The organism is Bacteroides sp. 1_1_30 (assembly GCF_020982715.1).
In the GTDB taxonomy this organism is placed as follows: domain Bacteria; phylum Bacteroidota; class Bacteroidia; order Bacteroidales; family Bacteroidaceae; genus Bacteroides; species Bacteroides xylanisolvens.
This window is the reverse complement of the sequence record NZ_JAJKHN010000026.1, coordinates 19,852-40,823: the sequence shown is the minus strand read 5'-3', so window position 1 is coordinate 40,823 and position 20,972 is coordinate 19,852. Positions and strand designations below refer to the sequence as shown.

Annotated in this window: 23 protein-coding genes and 1 tRNA gene; 14 read left to right on the top strand and 10 right to left on the bottom strand. The window is 42.4% G+C overall.

The features are described from left to right. Window positions 1–163 precede the first annotated feature (163 nt). From LPH68_RS09785 to LPH68_RS09770, 4 genes are all read right to left on the bottom strand, one after another. Entirely contained in the window at window positions 164–706 is a 543-nt protein-coding gene (locus LPH68_RS09785) for a ParB/RepB/Spo0J family partition protein (RefSeq protein ID WP_004313605.1), read from the bottom strand. After that, window positions 703–2,007: a DUF3440 domain-containing protein gene (locus LPH68_RS09780; RefSeq protein WP_004313604.1), complete on the bottom strand. Its 1,305-nt coding sequence runs from the start codon at window positions 2,005–2,007 to the stop codon at window positions 703–705. Before LPH68_RS09780 ends, LPH68_RS09785 begins: the two co-directional genes overlap by 4 nt. Window positions 2,008–2,010: 3 nt before the next feature. Beyond that, entirely contained in the window at window positions 2,011–2,418 is a 408-nt protein-coding gene (locus LPH68_RS09775; protein ID WP_008770983.1) for a hypothetical protein, read from the bottom strand. A 112-nt stretch (window positions 2,419–2,530) separates the two neighbouring features. Then, on the bottom strand, window positions 2,531–2,938 hold the full coding sequence (locus LPH68_RS09770; protein WP_055236513.1) for a hypothetical protein: 408 nt from the start codon (window positions 2,936–2,938) through the stop codon (window positions 2,531–2,533). 231 nt (window positions 2,939–3,169) lie between these two features. Between LPH68_RS09770 and LPH68_RS09765 the strand changes: the two genes are divergently transcribed. From LPH68_RS09765 to dnaB, 3 genes are all read left to right on the top strand, one after another. Further along, a complete protein-coding gene (locus LPH68_RS09765; protein ID WP_120143632.1) occupies window positions 3,170–3,472 on the top strand; it encodes a DUF4248 domain-containing protein in 303 nt (100 codons plus the stop codon). A 267-nt stretch (window positions 3,473–3,739) separates the two neighbouring features. Further along, complete coding sequence (locus tag LPH68_RS09760) at window positions 3,740–4,357, top strand: hypothetical protein (protein WP_074706544.1); 618 nt, start codon at window positions 3,740–3,742, stop codon at window positions 4,355–4,357. 8 nt (window positions 4,358–4,365) lie between these two features. Continuing rightward, window positions 4,366–5,745, top strand: coding sequence for a replicative DNA helicase (gene dnaB / locus LPH68_RS09755; RefSeq protein ID WP_055236510.1), 1,380 nt, complete (start codon window positions 4,366–4,368; stop codon window positions 5,743–5,745). A gap of 135 nt (window positions 5,746–5,880) precedes the next feature. Here dnaB and LPH68_RS09750 read toward each other — a convergent pair whose 3' ends face one another. Further along, window positions 5,881–6,099: a DUF4248 domain-containing protein gene (locus LPH68_RS09750; RefSeq protein ID WP_008022164.1), complete on the bottom strand. Its 219-nt coding sequence runs from the start codon at window positions 6,097–6,099 to the stop codon at window positions 5,881–5,883. A gap of 413 nt (window positions 6,100–6,512) precedes the next feature. Between LPH68_RS09750 and LPH68_RS09745 the strand changes: the two genes are divergently transcribed. Then, window positions 6,513–7,517 (top strand): beta-ketoacyl-ACP synthase III, encoded by a 1,005-nt coding sequence (locus tag LPH68_RS09745; protein ID WP_120143634.1) that lies wholly within the window; start codon window positions 6,513–6,515, stop codon window positions 7,515–7,517. Window positions 7,518–7,591: 74 nt separating this feature from the next. Here LPH68_RS09745 and LPH68_RS09740 read toward each other — a convergent pair. Continuing rightward, window positions 7,592–7,665 (bottom strand) — tRNA-Asp (locus tag LPH68_RS09740). A 152-nt stretch (window positions 7,666–7,817) separates the two neighbouring features. Here LPH68_RS09740 and LPH68_RS09735 point away from each other — a divergent pair. Together LPH68_RS09735 and LPH68_RS09730 are read left to right on the top strand one after the other, a co-directional pair. Then, entirely contained in the window at window positions 7,818–9,134 is a 1,317-nt protein-coding gene (locus LPH68_RS09735) for a pyridoxal phosphate-dependent aminotransferase (RefSeq protein WP_074557232.1), read from the top strand. Window positions 9,135–9,228: 94 nt separating this feature from the next. Then, window positions 9,229–9,819 (top strand): YqgE/AlgH family protein, encoded by a 591-nt coding sequence (locus LPH68_RS09730; RefSeq protein WP_087317946.1) that lies wholly within the window; start codon window positions 9,229–9,231, stop codon window positions 9,817–9,819. Between the two features lie 4 nt (window positions 9,820–9,823). Here the strand turns inward: LPH68_RS09730 and LPH68_RS09725 are convergent, their stop codons facing one another. From LPH68_RS09725 to recR, 3 genes are read right to left on the bottom strand one after another with little or no spacing between them, the layout of a single operon-like run. After that, window positions 9,824–10,360 carry a GNAT family N-acetyltransferase gene (locus LPH68_RS09725; protein WP_008022161.1) on the bottom strand — a complete coding sequence of 179 codons (537 nt, stop codon included), beginning with the start codon at window positions 10,358–10,360 and terminating at the stop codon, window positions 9,824–9,826. Further along, window positions 10,357–10,815, bottom strand: coding sequence for a hypothetical protein (locus LPH68_RS09720; protein ID WP_044131866.1), 459 nt, complete (start codon window positions 10,813–10,815; stop codon window positions 10,357–10,359). The genes LPH68_RS09725 and LPH68_RS09720 overlap by 4 nt, the downstream gene beginning before the upstream one ends. A gap of 26 nt (window positions 10,816–10,841) precedes the next feature. Beyond that, window positions 10,842–11,459, bottom strand: a complete 618-nt coding sequence (recR, locus tag LPH68_RS09715) for a recombination mediator RecR (protein ID WP_004306273.1) — start codon at window positions 11,457–11,459, stop codon at window positions 10,842–10,844. Window positions 11,460–11,550: 91 nt separating this feature from the next. On the opposite strand from recR, the gene LPH68_RS09710 reads away from it, so the two are divergent. The 7 genes from LPH68_RS09710 to LPH68_RS09680 all read left to right on the top strand — a co-directional run bounded on the left by LPH68_RS09710 (window position 11,551) and on the right by LPH68_RS09680 (window position 19,308). After that, window positions 11,551–13,008 (top strand): sodium:solute symporter, encoded by a 1,458-nt coding sequence (locus tag LPH68_RS09710; protein ID WP_049702936.1) that lies wholly within the window; start codon window positions 11,551–11,553, stop codon window positions 13,006–13,008. Window positions 13,009–13,019: 11 nt separating this feature from the next. Then, entirely contained in the window at window positions 13,020–13,625 is a 606-nt protein-coding gene (gene yihA, locus LPH68_RS09705) for a ribosome biogenesis GTP-binding protein YihA/YsxC (RefSeq protein WP_004315890.1), read from the top strand. Next, window positions 13,615–14,238: a DUF4923 family protein gene (locus LPH68_RS09700; RefSeq protein ID WP_230296919.1), complete on the top strand. Its 624-nt coding sequence runs from the start codon at window positions 13,615–13,617 to the stop codon at window positions 14,236–14,238. Before yihA ends, LPH68_RS09700 begins: the two co-directional genes overlap by 11 nt. 97 nt (window positions 14,239–14,335) lie before the next feature. Beyond that, the gene (locus LPH68_RS09695; protein ID WP_004300420.1) at window positions 14,336–14,731 is read left to right on the top strand and encodes a DUF1573 domain-containing protein; all 396 of its coding nucleotides are present in this window, start codon (window positions 14,336–14,338) and stop codon (window positions 14,729–14,731) included. A 105-nt stretch (window positions 14,732–14,836) separates the two neighbouring features. Beyond that, window positions 14,837–16,825 (top strand): OPT family oligopeptide transporter, encoded by a 1,989-nt coding sequence (locus LPH68_RS09690; protein WP_151923617.1) that lies wholly within the window; start codon window positions 14,837–14,839, stop codon window positions 16,823–16,825. A gap of 6 nt (window positions 16,826–16,831) precedes the next feature. Next, entirely contained in the window at window positions 16,832–18,388 is a 1,557-nt protein-coding gene (locus tag LPH68_RS09685; RefSeq protein ID WP_032849483.1) for an N-acetylmuramoyl-L-alanine amidase-like domain-containing protein, read from the top strand. Window positions 18,389–18,390: 2 nt separating this feature from the next. Then, a complete protein-coding gene (locus LPH68_RS09680) occupies window positions 18,391–19,308 on the top strand; it encodes a PorV/PorQ family protein (protein ID WP_004300417.1) in 918 nt (305 codons plus the stop codon). Here the strand turns inward: LPH68_RS09680 and lipB are convergent. Continuing rightward, window positions 19,265–19,948, bottom strand: a complete 684-nt coding sequence (gene lipB, locus LPH68_RS09675) for a lipoyl(octanoyl) transferase LipB (protein WP_008775862.1) — start codon at window positions 19,946–19,948, stop codon at window positions 19,265–19,267. The two genes, LPH68_RS09680 and lipB, sit on opposite strands and share 44 nt — an antisense overlap. Window positions 19,949–20,014: 66 nt before the next feature. Between lipB and LPH68_RS09670 the strand changes: the two genes are divergently transcribed. Continuing rightward, the gene (locus LPH68_RS09670) at window positions 20,015–20,854 is read left to right on the top strand and encodes a helix-turn-helix domain-containing protein (protein WP_004300415.1); all 840 of its coding nucleotides are present in this window, start codon (window positions 20,015–20,017) and stop codon (window positions 20,852–20,854) included. The last annotated feature ends 118 nt before the right edge of the window (window positions 20,855–20,972 follow it).

The following is a 20,972-nucleotide window of genomic DNA, read 5'->3' as shown; positions in this document are numbered from 1 at the left end:
CAATGGAAGGAAGTTATAGTTTTCTGTGTCATTTAGACACAACTTAGGCACAAATTAGACAAAAGACATAGCTATTTTATACAACAAAACAGCCCAATAACTTGTATAATTTGTGCCTAAATGACAAAAAGTTCAATTTCTATATGTATATATAGTTATCAAATTATAAGGTTTTACGCTCAGTTTCCGTAGGTGCCACCTCATCAGGAATACTGAATTCGCGATTAGCAAACAGATCAGCAAGACCTGAAATTTGTTTCAGGCGCAACAATTCATCACGATCCATACCAATATTTTTCATTATCCATTGATCGGACATACCTGCCTTGTCAAGTTCCGCAACAATATTGCACATCAATTCAATGTTATGCATTCCACGCGCACGGTTGTGCCGGATGGTCGAACTCATACGGTTAGACAGGTCTTTGTCTATCACCACAATCGGCAATAAGCCGTTTTCACGCTTATAGATTCGTTGGGAAGTTTTCAATACCGTATAGCGATGGTAGCCGTCCACCAGTATATAATGGTCTTCATCTTTATTGTAGTAACATACACATGGCATCGTAAAGCCATCTTCCCAAATAGAAAGTTCCAGCAACTTCATTTCAGGCGGTGCAACGACATTCGGATTATAATCGTTCGCATATACTTTTTCTACGGGTACCGCTTTTACCTCGTAAACAGGGCTTTTATCTACACTCATGATACTATGATTCTATATTGTTCCATAATTTGACTCCTCTTACTCATCTCCTCCTTCGTAGGTGAGAATCCCATATATTTGCAGGCATGGTCATTTTTAAGAATACAAACACACATTCGCTTATACGTGGGTATTTCTTTGAATTCCGGAATGTCGATATCATCCTGATATTCCATACGTACCGGTTTTTTCAACGTTTTGTAGTTACTGTTGTCCATAACGATAATCGGTACTTTCGCATCAATCAACTTTTGGATGGTAGCATCACTTAGGCATCCACCTTTTGTCCGCCAGAAATTCACACTCACTGATAGTTTACGGAGATAGTTTTTCCTCGCCCGTTCCGGCAAAGTGGACAACAAGAAATACATAAACTCACGCCATGTATATCCTTCGGGAAGTTTCACCGACTGCCATCCCATCGCATGAGTACCGCCATACATACCGGTAAAGTTCACACCGTTCACCCTTCCGACCATTTTACCCCAGGTATTGGGATCTAGCACCCGGTAAAGTTGCAGGCTCTCTTGCGCTTCGTTAATAAAAGGACTTGCTACACGCTGACGCTCCAAATTGACTCCAGCACGATAGTAAAGGTCATATAAAGTATTATAATCCCACTGGAATTTTCCATTGGCCGTCCATACATCCGTTGTCTTCCAGTCGAATATAGGATAGGCATTATAAATATCATTCCCTACTTTTGAAGTCCATTTGTATTTATGATACATCTGGAATTTACGGCTCATATAGATACATCTCCACCGGTTGAAACTCTCCTGTGTACGGATTCCGATCAGACAACAAGTGCGCACTGCGTCATTTTTGTTGTGTATCCATTGCGCAAAACGCATCTGGAATTCATAATCCCACATGGTTGTATTATAAAAAGGAAAATCATCTTTGGTCATTGCCTTTTTAGGCATGGAACGAACCCATATATTCTTTTTATTATCTTCCCAGGGACGCCAAAAGGATTGATACATCGAGGTACAGGTAGCCACACGGAAAGGAATACATACCCGGTACACATCCAGAATATCCTTGTTAGCTTCCAGCATCCGGTCCACATAGTCGATGGTCATTTTATACTGGATTTCATAATCCATGTGAAAAACTCCCAAACGTACCTTCAGGTTATTCTTCCGGATATAATCGATACACATATTCAGCAGTACCCCGCTGTCTTTACCTCCGGAGAATGACACATATATATTATCAAATTCATTAAATATAACTTTCAGTCGTTCTTGTGCTAATTCATATACATTCTTTGTGCCTGCTATTTTCTTTTTCGCCATAAGTTATCTATACATTTTTACATACCGTGTCCATTTCTTGTCCATCGATACAAATTCAAACTTTTCAAATGTTTCTTTATCTTGTACCAGTGTGACCGAATTGAGCAACCAACTCTCAGGCCCGAATTCCGCAATGACGGCAGGCAACAAATGCGACAGGATTTCCTCCCGTCCGGCGTCTTCTGCCTTTACATAATAATTATTGATTACAGCTTTCTTCCGGCTTTTCTGTTCCACCGGCACGAAGCCCACCACTTCTTTATCTTCAATCGCAATAAACCACACATACTCTTCGCCCGTCTTGAAAGGGTAATTATTGTTTGCGCGTATCACTTCGGGATCCATCACCATCGGCGCCAGAAGCCGATATAAATGTTTGTCTTTTCCTTTTAATCGTATTATCTGCATCATATCATTCAAAAATGGACGCACAAAAATAAGGAAAAAATATCAAATTCGTCATTTCTGTTCCTAAAACATTTGTTTTTCATGTTATTATCTCTATATTTCGATATTTTTGAAATCACCCGTCCGTCATTCCTCTCTCACGTTTAAAGTAAGTCAGTATGGTGGCAAAGCTTAGATATTCCCGCCCGGGAGTATGCGACCGGCTTTGAAATTGATAACGGGCAAAGATGACTTCACATGCCAGTTTATATTTAAAATGCAGCTTTAAGCGGTGCTGTAAAAACTCAAACACCCGACAGAGATATGCAAACACGTCTCCCACTTTGTCATTGGGAATCACTCGTGGCTCACGATGCGTATCCGATATGTGTTCCATTTCACTAAGAACATATTCCAGCTGCTCTATTTCCTCGCTAGTGTTTTGCATTGTACATTTCATTTGTTCTATTTTCTCTTCCTGACGAATGTACTGTTCACGCTTTCGTTGTAAACGTTCTTTTATGTTCTCTATTCCTTTTGACATTATAAAATTTAGTTATATATAAACGGTTTGACCTTACTGATTATTAACCGGGAAAATGCCATATAAAATCTAATCTCACATGCAAATATAGAGAAGATTGTTTAAATAATTAGATTTTTATTTAAAAATATTCATACTTATAACACATTTAAATTACCAGCATCATAAAATCGGTTTTTCCTTCCAATGAAACGAATCGTACTTTTGCGGAATATTTAAATATTTTAAACAATGGATAATCAATCTTTTGACTGGCTGCTTCATGGCTGCCATGCACTGTCCGAAGTGGCAGTAGCTTATTTTCCGAACTATCAGTATAATTGTTCAGCGGTGAAAGCGTTCCGGCGGATCATCAAAGAACATGCAGTATTACTGAACCAACTCACGGAAGCGGGATTCACCCGGCATACCACAACGCTCACTCCTCAGCAAATTGCGATTATTGTAAGGTTCTGGGGAACGCCTGCATTAGTATACGAAATGATAAAAAAGAATTCATATCTTGCTGTCCCGAAAATGGGGAAAAAGATATAATGTATTTTAATACATTCTTTTTTTCATTTATATATTAATGGATGAAGGGGTGGTCGAAGTGCTAATATAGGCATGCCGGCCTCCCCTTTTAACAGGGCGTTTGAGCAAGAGTAGAAGAAGGCAGACAGAGAGGTCCAAAAATATAGGTAATAATCAGGGGTATTGGACACATGAGCCAATATTAAAATATTTAGCCGTTCATAACCGTAAAATTGTACATCTCAACCAACCGGACTACCTTCGCACCAAATTAAAACAATATAAAGTATGATTAAATCTACAGCAGAAATGCTTAAAAAGGGATATCTCCTCTTCCCTAAAGTCTTATTCGAGGAGCAAATAAAAGTGACTAAAGGTGCAACAGGATATTTCGACGCGTTTATTTTGGTATTAACGCATGTCAATTATAGTACTGTGGAATGTCGCATCCACCAGTACACATTTCAATGCCGGCGGGGTGAATCTGTAATGTCCATGGTTCATTGGGCAGAATTATTCGGTTGGAAACGCAGTCGCACGCGGTATTTCTTCAATAAAATGTACGATGAAGGTATTATCGAAAGATTGTCTAATCCATATATCACTCACATCCGCATACCCGACTACGATCTGTTGGTCGGACAGAAACGTCGGGAAAGTGTCCGTGCCGAAGCTGACGGTATCACCTTCGATGCGTTTTGGGAAAAATATCATGATATTACCCGGAAGCCTAAAACCAATGTCGGCCGTGCTCGTCGGGAATGGAACAAGTTATCTGTCAACGAACGTTGTCTCAGTCTTAGTCACATCGATGAATATTATGATAATCTGGCGGATATCAAGTACTGTATGCAGGCTGCCTCCTATTTGTCAAATAAGGCATTTATGAATGAATATGACTATTAGAAAAGAAAATGAGTGAGATAACAAACCCACAGGACGCCGAACTCGAAGAAGTCGTGCTCGGCGCCTGCCTGCTGGAAAGCAAAGCTATTACACTGGTTGCCGACATATTACGGCCGGAAGTATTTTACACTGAAACGAACCGTGAGATTTATGCTGTCTTGCAGGGTATGTACCATGCCGGGCAAGTAATTGATATCATGACCATAAAAGAAGAACTTGCCCGGCATGGCAAGCTCGAATTTATAGGAGGGCTTTATACACTGGTGCGTATCAGTTCACGCGTAGTGTCGAGTGCTCACCTAGAATATCATGCCCGGATTCTCAAACAGAAATATATCCGTCGTGAAACGATTTTAGGATCTCACAAACTGCTGGCACTGGCTGCCGACGAAACGACTGATATAGACGATACCTTGGCAGACGCCCATTCCCTCCTCGATCGTTTGGAAAAGGAATGTGGTACTACCGAGCATCTTCGTTCTATGCTGCAACTTATGGAGGATACCATTAAACTAATAGAAGTCCGTACAGCCTCCAACAAGAATGGTGTCACAGGGTTGCCAACCGGATTTACTGATCTTGACCGCCTGACATGCGGCTGGCAAGCAGGTGACATGATTGTTATAGCTGCCCGTCCTGCAGTAGGGAAAACGGCATTCGCCCTACATTTGGCACGCACCGCTGCTTCGGCGGGATATCACATTGCTGTATATAGTCTTGAAATGCAAGGTGAACGTTTGGGAGACCGCTGGCTACTGGCTGCCACTACGGGAGTTAACCCCGATCATCTCCTCAGCGGACAATTAACTCCCAGCGAATTACGGCAAATACACGAGGCATCAACAGAGTTGTCTCATCTACCTATTCATATCGATGATAATCCGTCGGTGAGTATGGATTACGTTCGTTCTTCTGCTAAACTGCTACAAAGTAAAGGAAAATGTGACGGTGTCATCATCGACTACCTGCAACTGTGTGACATGAAAACAGACCAACACAACCGCAACCGAGAGCAGGAAGTAGCCCAAGCTAGCCGCAAAGCCAAGATGATGGCAAAAGAATTGCATATCCCTGTGATACTACTCAGTCAATTAAATCGTAATGTAGAGGGGCATCCCGACAACCGTCCCAGTTTGAGTGACCTTCGCGAAAGTGGGGCTATCGAACAAGATGCTGATTTAGTACTGATGCTTTCCCGCCCTGCTCTCTCCGGACGTGCGACAGACCGCAAAAGCACCTACTCTACAGATGGATTGGGTGTGATGGGTATTGTGAAACACCGCAACGGAATGACTGGTGAGCTTTATTTCAGACATGATCCGAGTATGACGAAACTGGAGGATTACGTACCCGGAATAGATTGGATGAAGAAGAATACAACTACCTGAACGGTATAATAAGACAGTGTTTTACAAGAGCTAAAGCTTAGCTTTAGAGGTCGTAAAGCGATGCTTTAGGTTATGAAAAGCAATGCTTTACGATCTCTTCTTTTTTTTAAAGTTTCAACAATCTTATCCCGTGTCTTATGGTTCTCCCAATGCGTCTATAATCACTCTTACCTCCAAAGGTGTGAAAGAACGGCAGTTGGGCTGATAACCCAGGTCATACAGGCGTTGTAGAAGTCCCGGACATAACAGGATCCATTTCTTCATTTTTCGATAAGCAGCGATGTCGGTTAGTTCGGGAGAATAAAGTGAGGCAAGTTCCATACGGCCATACGCACGTATTGTGAATTCTTTCATGATAAATAAGCTTTGATTTATATCTACAAAATTAACAAAATATTTTCACATATGCAATACTTTTTCAATGAATAACTGACTATTATCATGCATTACTGACAGGTACAAATTGAATAACCGATATGCCCATCTTTATGCCAAAACAAGTTGCTCGCAAACTTCTTGGTTACCAATATTGGAATAGCACTCATGATGCTGTATCAATCAAGTATTTACGACAGTCTGTCACCTTAAACAAAAATCGTCTATTAAAAAGTCAGACAAAATTTGGTCAAATATTCCTTTTTATTAATTAAAAAGGCTACAGTTTCACAAACTAATATTGGATTTCAGTCTCTTTTCCATATATTTGCGCCCGCATTTTTATTATTGGATCAACCTCCTTATTCAATTTACCAAACTAGATAAAACAAATGGAAAATATAAACGCAGTAATTACAGGAGTCGGAGGATATGTACCCGATTATATCTTGACCAATGATGAGATTTCAAAAATGGTAGATACCACCGATGAATGGATTATGGGGCGTATTGGTATTAAGGAAAGGCGTATTCTGAAAGATGAAGGACTAGGAACTTCTTACATAGCTCGTAAAGCTGTCAAACAACTGATAAAACGCACCCATACAAATCCGGATGATATTGATCTGGTAATTGTAGCTACAACAACTCCTGATTACCGCTTTCCTTCCACTGCTTCTATTTTATGTGAGAGACTGGAACTGAAAAGAGCTTTTGCTTTCGACATACAGGCCGTTTGCAGTGGTTTTTTATATGCATTGGAAACAGGAGCTAACTTTATCCGTTCCGGAAATTACAAGAAAGTGGTGGTGGTAGGTGCTGAAAAGATGTCGTCAATAATAAACTATACCGATCGGGCAACATGTCCTATTTTCGGCGATGGCGGAGCAGCCGTCATGCTTGAACCTACTACTGAAGATTTGGGTATTATGGATGCTGTGTTAAGGACAGATGGTAAAGGATTACCTTTTTTACATATTAAAGCCGGTGGTTCCGTATGCACCCCTTCTTATTATTCATTGGATAATCAAATGCACTACATCTATCAGGAAGGACGCACTGTATTCAAATACGCGGTATCTAACATGGCAGATGCCTGTGAATCTATTATTGCAAGAAACCATCTAAGCAAAGACAATATCGACTGGGTGATTCCCCATCAAGCTAATCAACGCATTATCACTGCTGTAACACAACGTTTGGAAGTTCCCGCCGAAAAGGTCATGGTTAATATTGAACGATACGGCAATACCAGTGCAGGCACTCTCCCACTCTGCCTTTGGGATTTTGAAGATAAATTCAAAAAAGGAGATAACCTAATTCTCACTGCATTCGGAGCAGGATTTGCCTGGGGAGCTATCTATATAAAATGGGGATATGATGGAAAAAACAGATAGCGATTAATCGCTATCTTCCAAATAAAAAATCCTCTAATTTACTAGAAACCAGAGGATTTTTTGTTTGGGAAGTGCGGTGCGTACGGGACTCGAACCCGTGACCCCATGCGTGACAGGCATGTATTCTAACCAACTGAACTAACGCACCAAAATATTCACTAAAGCATCTCTCTCGATTGCGGATGCAAAGGTAGATATTTTTTTGAAACCTGCAATAGCTTCAGTATCTTTTTTCTGAAAAAGTGGATTTATTAAGAATTATCGTGTACATTTGCAGCTACTAATAAAATAGAAAATAGAATGAAAAATACACCAATTGAACGACATCTGATTGATGAAACTATAAATGAGTTTCAAATTGTCGATTTTTCAAAAGCTACCATTCGGGAAGTGAAAGCTATTGCTTCGAAAGCAGAAGCTGCATCGGGAGTTGAATTTATCAAAATGGAAATGGGCGTTCCGGGGCTCCCTCCTTCCGCAGTAGGTGTGAAAGCAGAGATTGAAGCGTTACAAAATGGTATTGCCAGCCTATACCCTGATATCAATGGATTGCCGGAACTGAAAAAAGAAGCGTCCAACTTTATCAAAGCATTTATTAATGTAGATTTAAATCCGGAGGGATGCGTACCTGTCACCGGCTCAATGCAAGGCACATTCGCTTCATTCCTTACTTGCAGTCAATGCGACGAAAAGAAAGATACGATTTTATTCATCGATCCCGGATTCCCGGTACAGAAACAGCAGTTGGTAGTAATGGGACAAAAGTTCGAAACGTTTGATGTATATGACTACCGCGGAGACAAACTGAAAGAGAAACTGGAAAGCTATCTGAAAAAAGGAAATATATCAGCTATCATTTATTCGAATCCCAATAACCCCAGTTGGATTTGCCTGAAAGAGGAAGAATTGCGGATTATTGGTGAATTGGCAACGCAGTATGATGTGATTGTTTTGGAAGACTTGGCTTATTTTGCCATGGACTTCCGGCAGGATTTGAGCAAACCATACCAACCTCCTTTCCAGCCATCAGTAGCCCATTATACAGATAATTATGTATTGTTGATTTCCGGTTCGAAAGCATTCAGCTACGCCGGACAGCGTATTGGCGTAAGCTGTATCTCTGATAAATTATACCACCGAAGCTATCCGGGACTGACCAAACGATATGGTGGCGGTACCTTTGGAACTGTTTTCATCCATCGCGTACTTTATGCACTTTCATCAGGAACAAGTCATTCCGCACAATTCGCCATGGCTGCCATGCTGAAAGCTGCCAACGAAGGACAATATAACTTCCTCAACGAAGTGAAGATCTATGGTGAGCGAGCACAAAAATTGAAAGAAATCTTCCTCCGTCACGGTTTCCACCTGGTATATGACAACGACTTGGGCGACCCGATTGCGGACGGATTCTATTTTACCATCGGATATCCGGGAATGACCAGCGGCGAACTGGCCAAAGAACTGATGTACTACGGAGTAAGCGCGATCTCATTGGTTACAACAGGAAGCCATCAGGAAGGATTGCGCGCGTGTACCTCTTTTATTAAAGACCATCAGTATGCGCAACTGGACGAAAGAATGAAACTATTTGCAGAAAATCATCCGATAGCCTGATTATCTGACATAAGATATTCATAAAAGCCATTCTTAAAATGAAAAAAAACGGAAAGAACGATTGTTATTCCGTTTTTTTTCTTACTTTAGTGGCATGAATATCGACTCTGACATATTTAAGATTCAATCGAATAATGTGTTACCATCAAGAGGAAAGATTTTAATATCTGAACCTTTTCTGCGTGACGCAACGTTTGGCAGATCCGTAATTTTACTGGTCGATCATACGGACGAAGGAAGTATGGGATTGGTTATCAACAAACAACTGCCATTATTCCTGAACGATATCATCATGGAATTTAAATATCTGGACGAGATTCCTCTATACAAGGGTGGACCGATTGCCACTGATACTTTATTTTACCTCCATACACTATCAGACATCCCCGGCTCTATCTCTATCAGCAAAGGACTTTATCTGAATGGAGATTTTGATGAAATAAAGAAATATATATTACAAGGGAATAAAATCAGCGAATGTATCCGTTTCTTCCTGGGATATTCCGGATGGGACAGCGAACAGCTAAATAACGAAATCAGAGAAAACACATGGTTGGTGTCTGAAGAAGAAAAATCATATCTGATGAAAAACAATATCAAAGATATGTGGCGGACTGCTTTAGAGAAACTAGGCAGCAAGTACGAAACGTGGTCACGCTTCCCACAAGTGCCTACTCTCAACTAATATTTTATTTCTTAGGATTCAAACATTGGAGGAGCAATGCATCTTTGTAGCAACCCTCCACTTTCAGCCAGTTTTTCAATAATCCGCATTGAACGAAGCCACAAGACGTGAACAGCTTTACACAAACGTCATTATCTGTCGTGACATGTGCATAAAGCTGACTTAAAGACAGAAAATCAAAAGCATATTCACAAAGCAGCTTCAATGCGTCGGTGGCATACCCTTGCTGACGATAATCCTTATGCACGGCAATTCCTACTTCTCCCCGCGAATGAAGGGGAACGAAATCCGTAATATCAATCGTACCAAGGATACACTGGTCGGATTTGCGTACCATCATCAGACGTAATTGCTTATCCGCAAACACATCACACTGCGAACCTTCAATATATTGGCGCAACACGTAACGGGAGTATGGAACCGTAAAGTTACTGATATCCCACATCGAAGGATCATTTTCCATCTCATACATTATATCCATATCTTCCGGTTCTACCGCACGAAGATAGATACGATCGTTCATCAAGAAGGACTGTCTCATAGCTTTTCTTCTTTTGCAATGTGAAGTTCGTTACGCAATCTCTTCTCACTGGGCAGGCAGAAAAGTGACGCCGTAAGGCCAATCAGCATACAGAGGTTACCCGTGCTGCTCAACGTCAGGTAGTAACACAAAAGGTTCACCACAATAGCTACTTCAAGCACTCCCAAGCGAACAATGTTCCATTGCACATATCGCTTCAAGGCAAGCGTGATAGTCATGTGATCTATCTTTTTCTTAAGCACCAAGCTATATAATTTAAGAGAAAGAGGCACACACAAAGCAGTAAGCAAAATGCCGACCGTCTCAAAATAGTAGATAGCCGGTGCGTTATCTACCAAACCTCCTACGGGAAAGAGTTCAAACTCTCCTGCCCCAAGCAAAAATGCCGGGAGCACCCAAAAGAAAACATAACTGATATTCAAATTTCTGACAGCTCGTTTTATCTGTTCTTCCATGTTCGTTCTTAAATGATTAATAATGATTATACAGTTCCGGTAAAAAGCGTCCGGTTCACAATGCTGCGTCCTAAAGTCACTTCATCGGCATATTCAAGTTCATCACCAACCGATATGCCACGGGCTATTACACTTAGTTTAACCCCTAGTTTATCCAGCTTGCGATAGATGTAGAAGTTGGTAGTATCGCCCTCCATCGTGGTGCTCAACGCCAAAATAACTTCTTTGATTCCACCTTCAGCCACCCGCTGCACCAGGCTTTCAATTTGAAGGTCACTCGGTCCGACTCCGTCCATTGGAGAAATGACTCCTCCCAAAACGTGATAAAGCCCGCGATACTGCTGGGTTGCCTCTACCGCCATTACATCACGGATATTTTCCACCACACAGACAGTGGAAGCATCCCGTTGCGGATTAGCACAAATCTGGCAAGTTTCAGTATCGGATATATTATGACACACTTTGCAGTATTTCACCTCACGTTTCAACGTTATGATAGAATTTCCGAAAGCTTCCACCGTAGCCGTATCCTGACGGAGCAGATGCAGAACAAGCCTCATAGCCGTCTTACGCCCGATACCCGGAAGTTTGGAAAATTCGCCGACTGCCTTTTCAAGCAGTATAGAAGGATATTGTTGGTTCATAGATAATATTTGCTGTTCTATCGATAAAACCTTGCAAAGATACAGATTATTGTTTTTAATACCTACAAAAATTGCTACCTTTGCATCTGTTATGATGATACTAGTCACTATTCTTTGCTACTTCGCGGTATTATTACTAATAGCCCGTATCACCGGACGTAAGGGAGGATCAAATGCAGCATTCTTCAAGGGAGAGAACCAATCACCTTGGTACATAGTCTCTTTTGGAATGATTGGCGCCTCCATCTCCGGAGTCACTTTCGTCTCTGTACCGGGAATGGTGCGCGGAATGGATATGACGTATATGCAAACGGTACTCGGATTTTTCTTCGGATACATGGCCGTAGCCCATATCTTACTTCCTTTATATTATAAATTGAATCTGACAAGTATCTACGGATACCTCGGCACCCGCATCGGAGTGCGTGCCTATCGCACCGGTTCCTTTTTCTTTCTGCTGTCACGCATGTTGGGAACCGCAGCCAAACTTTATCTGGTATGCCTCATTCTCCATACGTATGTATTTCAGGAAATGCACGTCCCCTTTTGGCTGATTGCTGTCGGTTCGGTTGCATTGGTATGGATATATACTCATAAAAGCGGAATAAAGACCATCGTGTGGACAGATACCTTACAAACATTTTGCCTGATTGCCGCTCTGATTTTTATCATCTATTTTACGATCCAAAGATTAGACCTTAATTTCAGCGGCATTGTGCAAACAATCCAAAACAGCGAACACAGCCGTATTTTTGTATTTGACGACTGGGTATCCCGACAGAACTTCTTCAAACAGTTTTTCAGTGGTATCTTCATCGTCATCGTAATGACCGGACTGGATCAGGATATGATGCAAAAGAATCTTTCTTGCCGGAACCTCCGGGAAGCACAAAAAAACATGTACTGCTACGGTTTCTCATTCATTCCGCTAAATTTCCTTTTTTTATGCCTGGGAATTCTATTGATAGCGCTAGCGGGACAGATGCAACTCGAACTGCCAGCCATGAATGATGATATACTGCCCATGTTTGCAGCCCAAGGTTATCTGGGACAATCCGTATTGGTACTTTTTACAATCGGCATTATCGCAGCAGCTTTCAGCAACTCGGATTCCGCCCTGACAGCCATGACAACCAGTGTATGCGTAGACCTGCTGAATACGGAAAAAGACACAGAAGAAACGGCACGTCGCAAAAGAGGCAAAGTGCATTTATCGTTATCAGTCTTATTGGCATTCTTCATCTGCCTGGTAGAAATACTCAATAATAAGAGTGTTATTGACGCCATATATATCATCGCCTCCTACACATACGGCCCCCTGCTCGGAATGTTTGCTTTCGGACTTTTTACACGCAGGCAAACGAACGACCGGTGGGTTCCTCTCATAGCCATCTTTTCACCCCTGCTCTGCTATCTTGCCGACTGGTGGATTGGAAAAGAAACCGGATATAAATTCGGTTATGAATTGCTAATGTTAAATGGAACGCTTACCTTTGCGGGGTTAATCTGCATGTCTAAAAAAGGGAAAAACGATGTTACAAAGAAATAAATGACAAGAAAATGGAAATAACAAGTGCTGAATTTGTGATTAGCAATACGGACGTGAAGAAATGCCCGGCCGGCATTTTCCCGGAATATGCCTTTATAGGCCGTTCGAATGTGGGAAAATCGAGTCTTATCAATATGTTGACCAGCCGTAAAGGTCTGGCCATGACCTCTTCTACTCCGGGAAAAACGATGTTAATCAACCACTTCCTTATCAATAAGAATTGGTATCTCGTCGACCTTCCGGGATATGGCTATGCCCGACGCGGACAAAAAGGGAAAGACCAGATACGCACCATAATCGAAGATTATATCTTGGAACGGGAACAAATGACCAACCTCTTTGTCCTGATAGACAGCCGGCTGGAACCTCAAAAAATAGACCTCGAGTTTATGGAATGGCTGGGCGAGAACGGTATCCCCTTCTCTATCATCTTTACCAAAGCCGACAAGCTAAAAGGTGGACGTTTAAAAATGAATATCAATGCCTATTTACGTGAGTTGGGCAAACAATGGGAAGAGCTCCCTCCTCACTTCGTATCTTCCTCGGAAGACCGCACAGGACGTGTTGATATACTCAATTACATAGAAAACATAAACAAGGATCTCAATGTTAAATGAAAGAAGAATGAAAATGAAAAAGAGTTTTTTATCTATTGCCTTTTTGGCAGTATTTGTGCTAACGGCAACTAACAGCCAGGCGCAATCATGGTCCGACTTATTAAATAAGGACAACATTTCAAAAGTAGTAAATGCCATCACCGGAACCACCGAATCTATCGACATGACCGGAACATGGAGCTACAAAGGTTCGGCGGTAGAGTTCGAATCGGATAACTTACTAATGAAAGCAGGCGGAGCTGCCGCAGCTACTATGGCTGAAAATAAGCTGAACGAACAATTAAGCAAAATAGGTATTAAAGACGGCCAGATGAGTTTCACTTTCAATGCCGACAGTACTTTCACCAGCACGGTGGGCAAGAAAACATTGAAAGGCACTTACTCCTACAATGCTTCAACCAAACAAGTTGATTTGAAGTATTTGAAACTTCTGAATCTGCACGCTAAAGTAAATTGCAGTTCCAGCTCACTGGAGTTACTGTTCAACTCGGACAAACTGTTGAAACTAATGGCTTTCATCGGTAGCAAAAGTAGCAGTACCGCACTAAAAACAGTTAGTTCACTGGCCGAAAATTACGATGGAATGATGCTCGGATTCCAGCTCTCAAAATAGCAAAAGAGAATCGTTTAATACTATTTCGCACTCCATAAAGTATATTTTAGGGGAAAAGCATTATCTTTGTCGTTTGTAATCAAAAAGAGAAGGAAAAATGAAAAAGATACTTTTTTTAATGACCCTGTTAGTAATGGGCGTAAGCTTTGCATTTGCACAAACAAATGCAGATATCAAGTTTGACAAAACAACTCACGATTTCGGTAAGTTTTCTGAAAACAGCCCGGTTGTCAGTTGCACATTTACCTTTACTAATATCGGCGATGCCCCGCTGGTGATCCATCAGGCTGTAGCCTCTTGCGGATGTACAGTACCCGAATATACAAAGGAACCCATCATGCCGGGCAAAAAAGGAACAATCAAGGTGACTTATAACGGAACAGGCAAATATCCGGGACATTTCAAAAAATCAATCACCTTGCGTACCAACGCCAAAACAGAGATGGTAAGATTGTATATCGAAGGCGATATGACGGCAAAAGATGCAAAGTAGGAAAAAATAGACTATTACATAAAGGAGAATCTTTCGGTTCTCCTTTTTTTTTGTTTACTTTGAGGACGGAAATGTAAATTAACACATTAGCAAATTATAAAAACTATGAAACAAGAAGAAGACAAATTCACCGGGTTACCCGAGAATGCGTTCAGAGAGTTGAAACCCGGGGAAGTGTACAACCCGTTGATGGGTCCCTCTAAAAATTATCCGGAAGTTAATATCTGGTCAGTAGCATGGGGTATTGCCATGGCAATCCTTTTTTCGGCCGCCGCTGCCTATCTGGGGTTGAAGGTCGGACAGGTATTTGAAGCAGCTATTCCAATTGCGATCATTGCCGTAGGAGTTTCCGGAGCTGCCAAAAGAAAAAATGCGTTGGGCGAAAATGTGATTATCCAGTCTATCGGAGCTTGTTCCGGAGTAATCGTTGCCGGAGCGATCTTCACCCTCCCCGCTCTTTATATTCTCCAAGCTAAATATCCCGAGATGACGGTTACCTTCATGCAGGTATTCATCAGCTCTTTATTGGGTGGCGTATTGGGTATTCTATTCCTGATTCCTTTCCGTAAATACTTCGTCAGCGACATGCATGGAAAATATCCTTTCCCGGAAGCAACAGCCACTACACAGGTGTTGATCTCCGGCGAAAAAGGCGGCAGTCAGGCCAAACCGTTATTGATGGCAGGTATGATCGGCGGATTATATGACTTCATCGTAGCGACATTCGGATGGTGGAACGAGAATTTTACTACCCGTGTTTGCAGTGCCGGAGAAATGCTGGCAGAAAAGGCAAAATTAGTATTCAAGGTAAACACCGGTGCCGCTGTGCTTGGTTTGGGATATATCGTCGGACTGAAATATGCTTCCATCATTTGTGCCGGTTCACTGGCTGTGTGGTGGATTATCATTCCGGGAATGTCTGCTATCTGGGGTGACAGTGTACTGAATGCATGGAATCCGGAAATCACCTCTACCGTAGGTATGATGAGTCCGGAAGAAATATTCAAATATTATGCCAAGAGCATCGGTATCGGCGGTATCGCTATGGCAGGTGTGATCGGTATTATCCGTTCCTGGAGCATCATCAAGAGCGCTGTCGGACTGGCAGCCAAAGAGATGGGCGGTAAAGGGAATGTAGAGAAAAGCATTATCCGTACCCAACGGGATCTTTCCATGAAGATTATCGCTATCGGTTCCATCATCACACTGATATTAATCGTATTATTCTTCTATCTCGATGTCATGCAAGGGAATCTGTTGCATACATTGGTAGCCATTGTTTTGGTTGCCGGCATCTCTTTCCTGTTCACCACAGTAGCAGCTAACGCCATTGCGATTGTTGGTACTAATCCGGTTTCGGGAATGACATTGATGACGCTGATTTTGGCTTCCGTAGTGATGGTAGCTGTCGGACTGAAAGGTCCTTCAGGCATGGTTGCCGCATTGGTAATGGGTGGTGTAGTATGTACCGCACTGTCGATGGCAGGAGGTTTTATCACCGACTTGAAGATTGGTTACTGGCTCGGAAGCACGCCTGCCAAACAGGAAACATGGAAGTTCTTGGGAACAATCGTATCGGCTGCAACAGTAGGCGGTGTAATGATTATCCTGAATAAGACATACGGATTTACAAGTGGCGCACTGGCTGCTCCGCAAGCAAATGCGATGGCAGCCGTGATCGAACCACTGATGAGTGGTGTAGGTGCACCCTGGTTGTTATATGGCATTGGGGCTGTCTTAGCAATTATTCTGACTCTTTGTAAAATTCCTGCATTAGCTTTCGCATTGGGTATGTTTATTCCATTGGAACTGAATGTGCCGCTGGTAGTGGGTGGAGCAGTGAATTGGTTTGTTACAACTCGTAGCAAAGATGCATCTCTGAATACGGAAAGAGGTGAAAAAGGAACCTTACTGGCATCCGGTTTCATTGCCGGAGGTGCATTGATGGGAGTAATCAGTGCCGCAATGCGCTTTGGTGGAATCAACCTGGTTAATGAAACATGGTTGAACAATACTTGGTCAGAAGCGTTGGCATTAGGAGCGTATGCCTTATTGATTCTTTACTTTATAAAGGCTTCAATGAAAGTTAAATAAATAATTATGAGGAGACTATTATCCATTATAGTATCGCTTGTAACTGCCATATCATTTGCGCAGCAGCCCGTCGAGCTACCTTTGTGGCCCGACGGTGCTCCCAACTCCAGTGGACTAACCGGAGAAGAGCAGGAAACGCGCCCTCATTTTGTCACGAATGTCACGCATCCCACCCTGACGGTCTACCATCCGGAAAAGCCGAATGGAATGGCTATTATCATGTGTCCCGGAGGCGGGTATCGTGGATTGGGTATGGATGGAGAGGGGTATGATATGGCCCCTTGGTTCTGCGGACAAGGTATTACCTATATGGTATTAAAATACCGGATGCCGAACGGACATTGGGAAGTCCCCGTATCAGACGCCGAACAAGCCATTCGCATGGTACGCCAACATGCCAAAGAATGGAATGTCAATCCTTACAAGGTAGGATTAATGGGAGCCTCTGCGGGAGGGCATTTAACTGCTACACTTGCCACTCACTACAATTCGGAAACACGTCCGGACTTTCAGATATTACTTTATCCGGTAGTTACGATGATGCAAGTCACCCGTGGAAATACAAGAACTGCATTGCTCGGCAAAAATCCCACAATGGAACAGATACAGAAGTTTTCCGCCGAATTGCAAGTAACGCCCGATACTCCACAAGCATTTATCGCTCTTACCTCCGATGACCCTTCCGTAGCACCTTACCACGGAGTAAACTATTACCTTGCTTTACAGAAAAACAAGGTTCCGGCAACTCTCCATGTTTATCCTACCGGAGGACATGGCTGGGGATTTCAGGATCATTTTAAATATAAGCAACAATGGACACAGGAATTGGAGAAATGGTTGCGCGACGGCGTTGTATTCCCGGAAAACCCCGAACCCATGTTACGAATCGGGAAATCTTACCTGGGAACTAAATACGTGGCTAACACATTAGATCAAGACGGAGAAGAATCATTAGTGATCCGGACTGATGCCGTAGATTGCCTCACTTTCGTAGAATACACGTTGGCACAGGCACTCGGCTCTTCCTTTGCCGACAATCTGCAAAAAATACGTTATCGGGACGGCATCATCAACGGTTATCCTTCCCGGTTGCATTATACTTCCGAATGGATAGAGAACGGAATCCGCCACGGATTCCTCACCGATATTACTGCCAAAAACAGTGCGCATACCCAGAAAATCTCTCTTTCGTATATGTCTACCCATCCCAAGCAATATAAAAAATTGGCTGATTCGCCGGAAAATGTACGACAAATGGCCGAATATGAAAAAGCAATCTCCGGAAAAGTCGTACATTGGTTGCCGAAAAGCGAACTGCCGGAAGCCGGATTGCCCTGGATCATGAATGGAGACATTATTGCTATTACAACGAAGATGCCCGGACTGGACATTGCTCATGTGGGAATAGCAGAATATAAAGAGGGAAAACTGCACCTGCTGCACGCTTCTTCTACATTGGGAAAAGTAGTTGTCAGCGACGAACCTCTCAATCACATGCTAAACAACAATAAATCGTGGACAGGCATACGTGTTGTCCGGATGTCTCACTCTAAAAATAACTGATTATGAAACGAGTAAAACATTTCCTTCTCGCCTCGTGCTTATTCCCCACTTTGCTGGGAGCACAAGAAATGGCAAGCGCCTATTTTCTGGAACTTACTCCAGACGCCCAATCGGCAGGTATGGCAGGTACAGGATTAGCTACCACCGATAACGGTAGTACAGCTATTTTTCATAATGCTTCTACCATCGCTTTCTCACAAGAAGTGATGGGTGCGAGTTATTCATACGCTAAGATCAACCAAGATTATGCGCTACATAGCGCCTCTCTTTTCTACCGGATCGGAAGGGAAGGCATACATGGATTTGCTGTAGGTTTCCGGCATTTCAAAGATCCCAAGGTGCTCGATTACCGCCCTCACGTATGGGACTTAGAAGCTGCTTATTTCAGAAATGTAGCCAAAAATCTGTCTCTTTCATTAACGTTCAGATACCTGCAAGCCAAAGCCGCGGAAAGCGCAGACAGCAAGAATAGCGTTTGTCTGGACTTCGGCGCGACCTACTATCGCAATATGGCTCTATTGGACGAAATGGCTTCCTGGAGCATTGGTTTCCAAGCTGCCAACTTAGGCAAAAAGCTGGACGGACAAAAGTTACCCGCCAGATTAGGATTGGGAGGTACAATCGACCTGCCATTCAGCATAGAAAACCGTTTGCAGGTGGCTCTCGACTTCAACTATCTGCTCCCCTCTGAAATCCGTCATCTCCAGGCTGGCATAGGAGCCGAATATAATTTCCTGAAATATGGTGTTGTCCGTGCGGGATATCATTTCGGAGACAAAGATAAAGGAGTAGGCAACTACGGCACTCTAGGCTGCGGAATAAACTTCTGGCCGATACGTGCAGACTTCTCATACGCCTTGGCTGATAAAGATTGCTTTATGCGCCGCACCTGGCAACTGGGAGTTGGAATAGTTTTCTAAGCTCCTCTTCGAGGCGTTGCTTCACTTCGTCCATCGGCACATCATGCTTTAATTCCTGACGAAGAGAAGTGACGCCTTTATCTATAAATCCGCAAGGGTGGATATAACTGAAATAACGTAAATCGGTATTCACATTCAGAGCCAGTCCATGCATCGTGACATAATGACTGCTTCTCACTCCGATAGCACAAATCTTACGCGCACGAGGCGTATCACCTTCCAACCAGACACCTGTCGCTTTCTCCAAACGTCCGGCTTCAATGCCATAAGAAGCACATACCCGAATCACCGCTTCTTCCAGCAAATGAACGTACTCTTTCAATCCTAACTGAAATTCTTCCAGGTTTAATATCGGATAGCATACCAGTTGTCCCGGACCATGATAAGTAATGTCCCCTCCCCGATCAATATGATAAAGGGTGGCATCAATTGCTTTCAGTTGTTCATCACTCAACAACATATTATTTTCTTTCCCGCTACGTCCTAATGTATAAACATGGGGATGTTCGCACATCACAATACGGTTTTCATAACTCTCGCCCTGAACTTTTGCCCGGACAATGTTATCAAACCATTCTGTTTGCCGTTGCCATGCTTCGGCGTATGGTATCAAATTCCAATCAATAAAAACTGTTTTCATAAAAACAAAGGTAAGAAATAAAAAGAAAATGCGTACATTTGTTGGCCTAATATAACACACACAACTATGAAAATGGACTTTCCACAGGTAGACTTGCCTACCGAAGTATTAGCATGGACGAATGTAACAGAAGACATTCTCAATATTTACAAGCAATCTTGTCGGTTGCAAGCATGTATTGTTGCCATCTGTACCGAAGGTTCGATGAAAGCCTCCATCAATCTGCTTGATTACGAAATTCACCCCAATGACTTAATAACATTATTGCCGGGAACAATCATTCAGTTTCGGGAGAGAACAGAAAAAGTATGCCTTTGTTTTGCCGGCTTCTCTGCTCATTGTGCCGGACGGATCAATCTCATGAAGAATATTGGTAACGCATATCCCAAACTGATAGAACAGCCGGTAGTTCCTCTTAATGAAGAAGTAGCCAGTTATCTGAAAGACTATTTTGCTCTATTATCACGGGCCAGTTGCAATGAGAACTTCGAAATGGATTCTGAATTGGTCGAATTGTCTCTTCAGACCATCCTGACAAGCATACGACTGATATATCATAAATTTCCGGGAGAAAACAGCAGTTCGAACCGCAAAAAGGAAATCTGCCGGGAACTGATTCAAGCCATCACCGAGAATTATAAAAATGAACGTCGTGCACAGTTCTACGCAGATAAATTAGGTATATCTCTTCAACATCTAAGCACGACTGTGAGACAAGTGACAGGTAAAAGTGTTTTGGATACCATTGCTTATATCGTTATCATGGATGCTAAAGCCAAACTGAAAGGTACCAATATGACTATCCAAGAGATAGCATATTCTCTAAACTTCCCCAGTGCCTCTTTCTTTGGCAAATATTTCAGAAGATATGTAGGAATGACACCATTGGACTTTAGAAACAGATAATTTTCACGAAGAACGATAGAAAACATAAATGGTGAGTTGTAAAACAATGAACGGTGAATAAATTGCGTATTATCCGCAAAGTATTCACCGTCTATTATTTACATTCGCTGTTCATAAA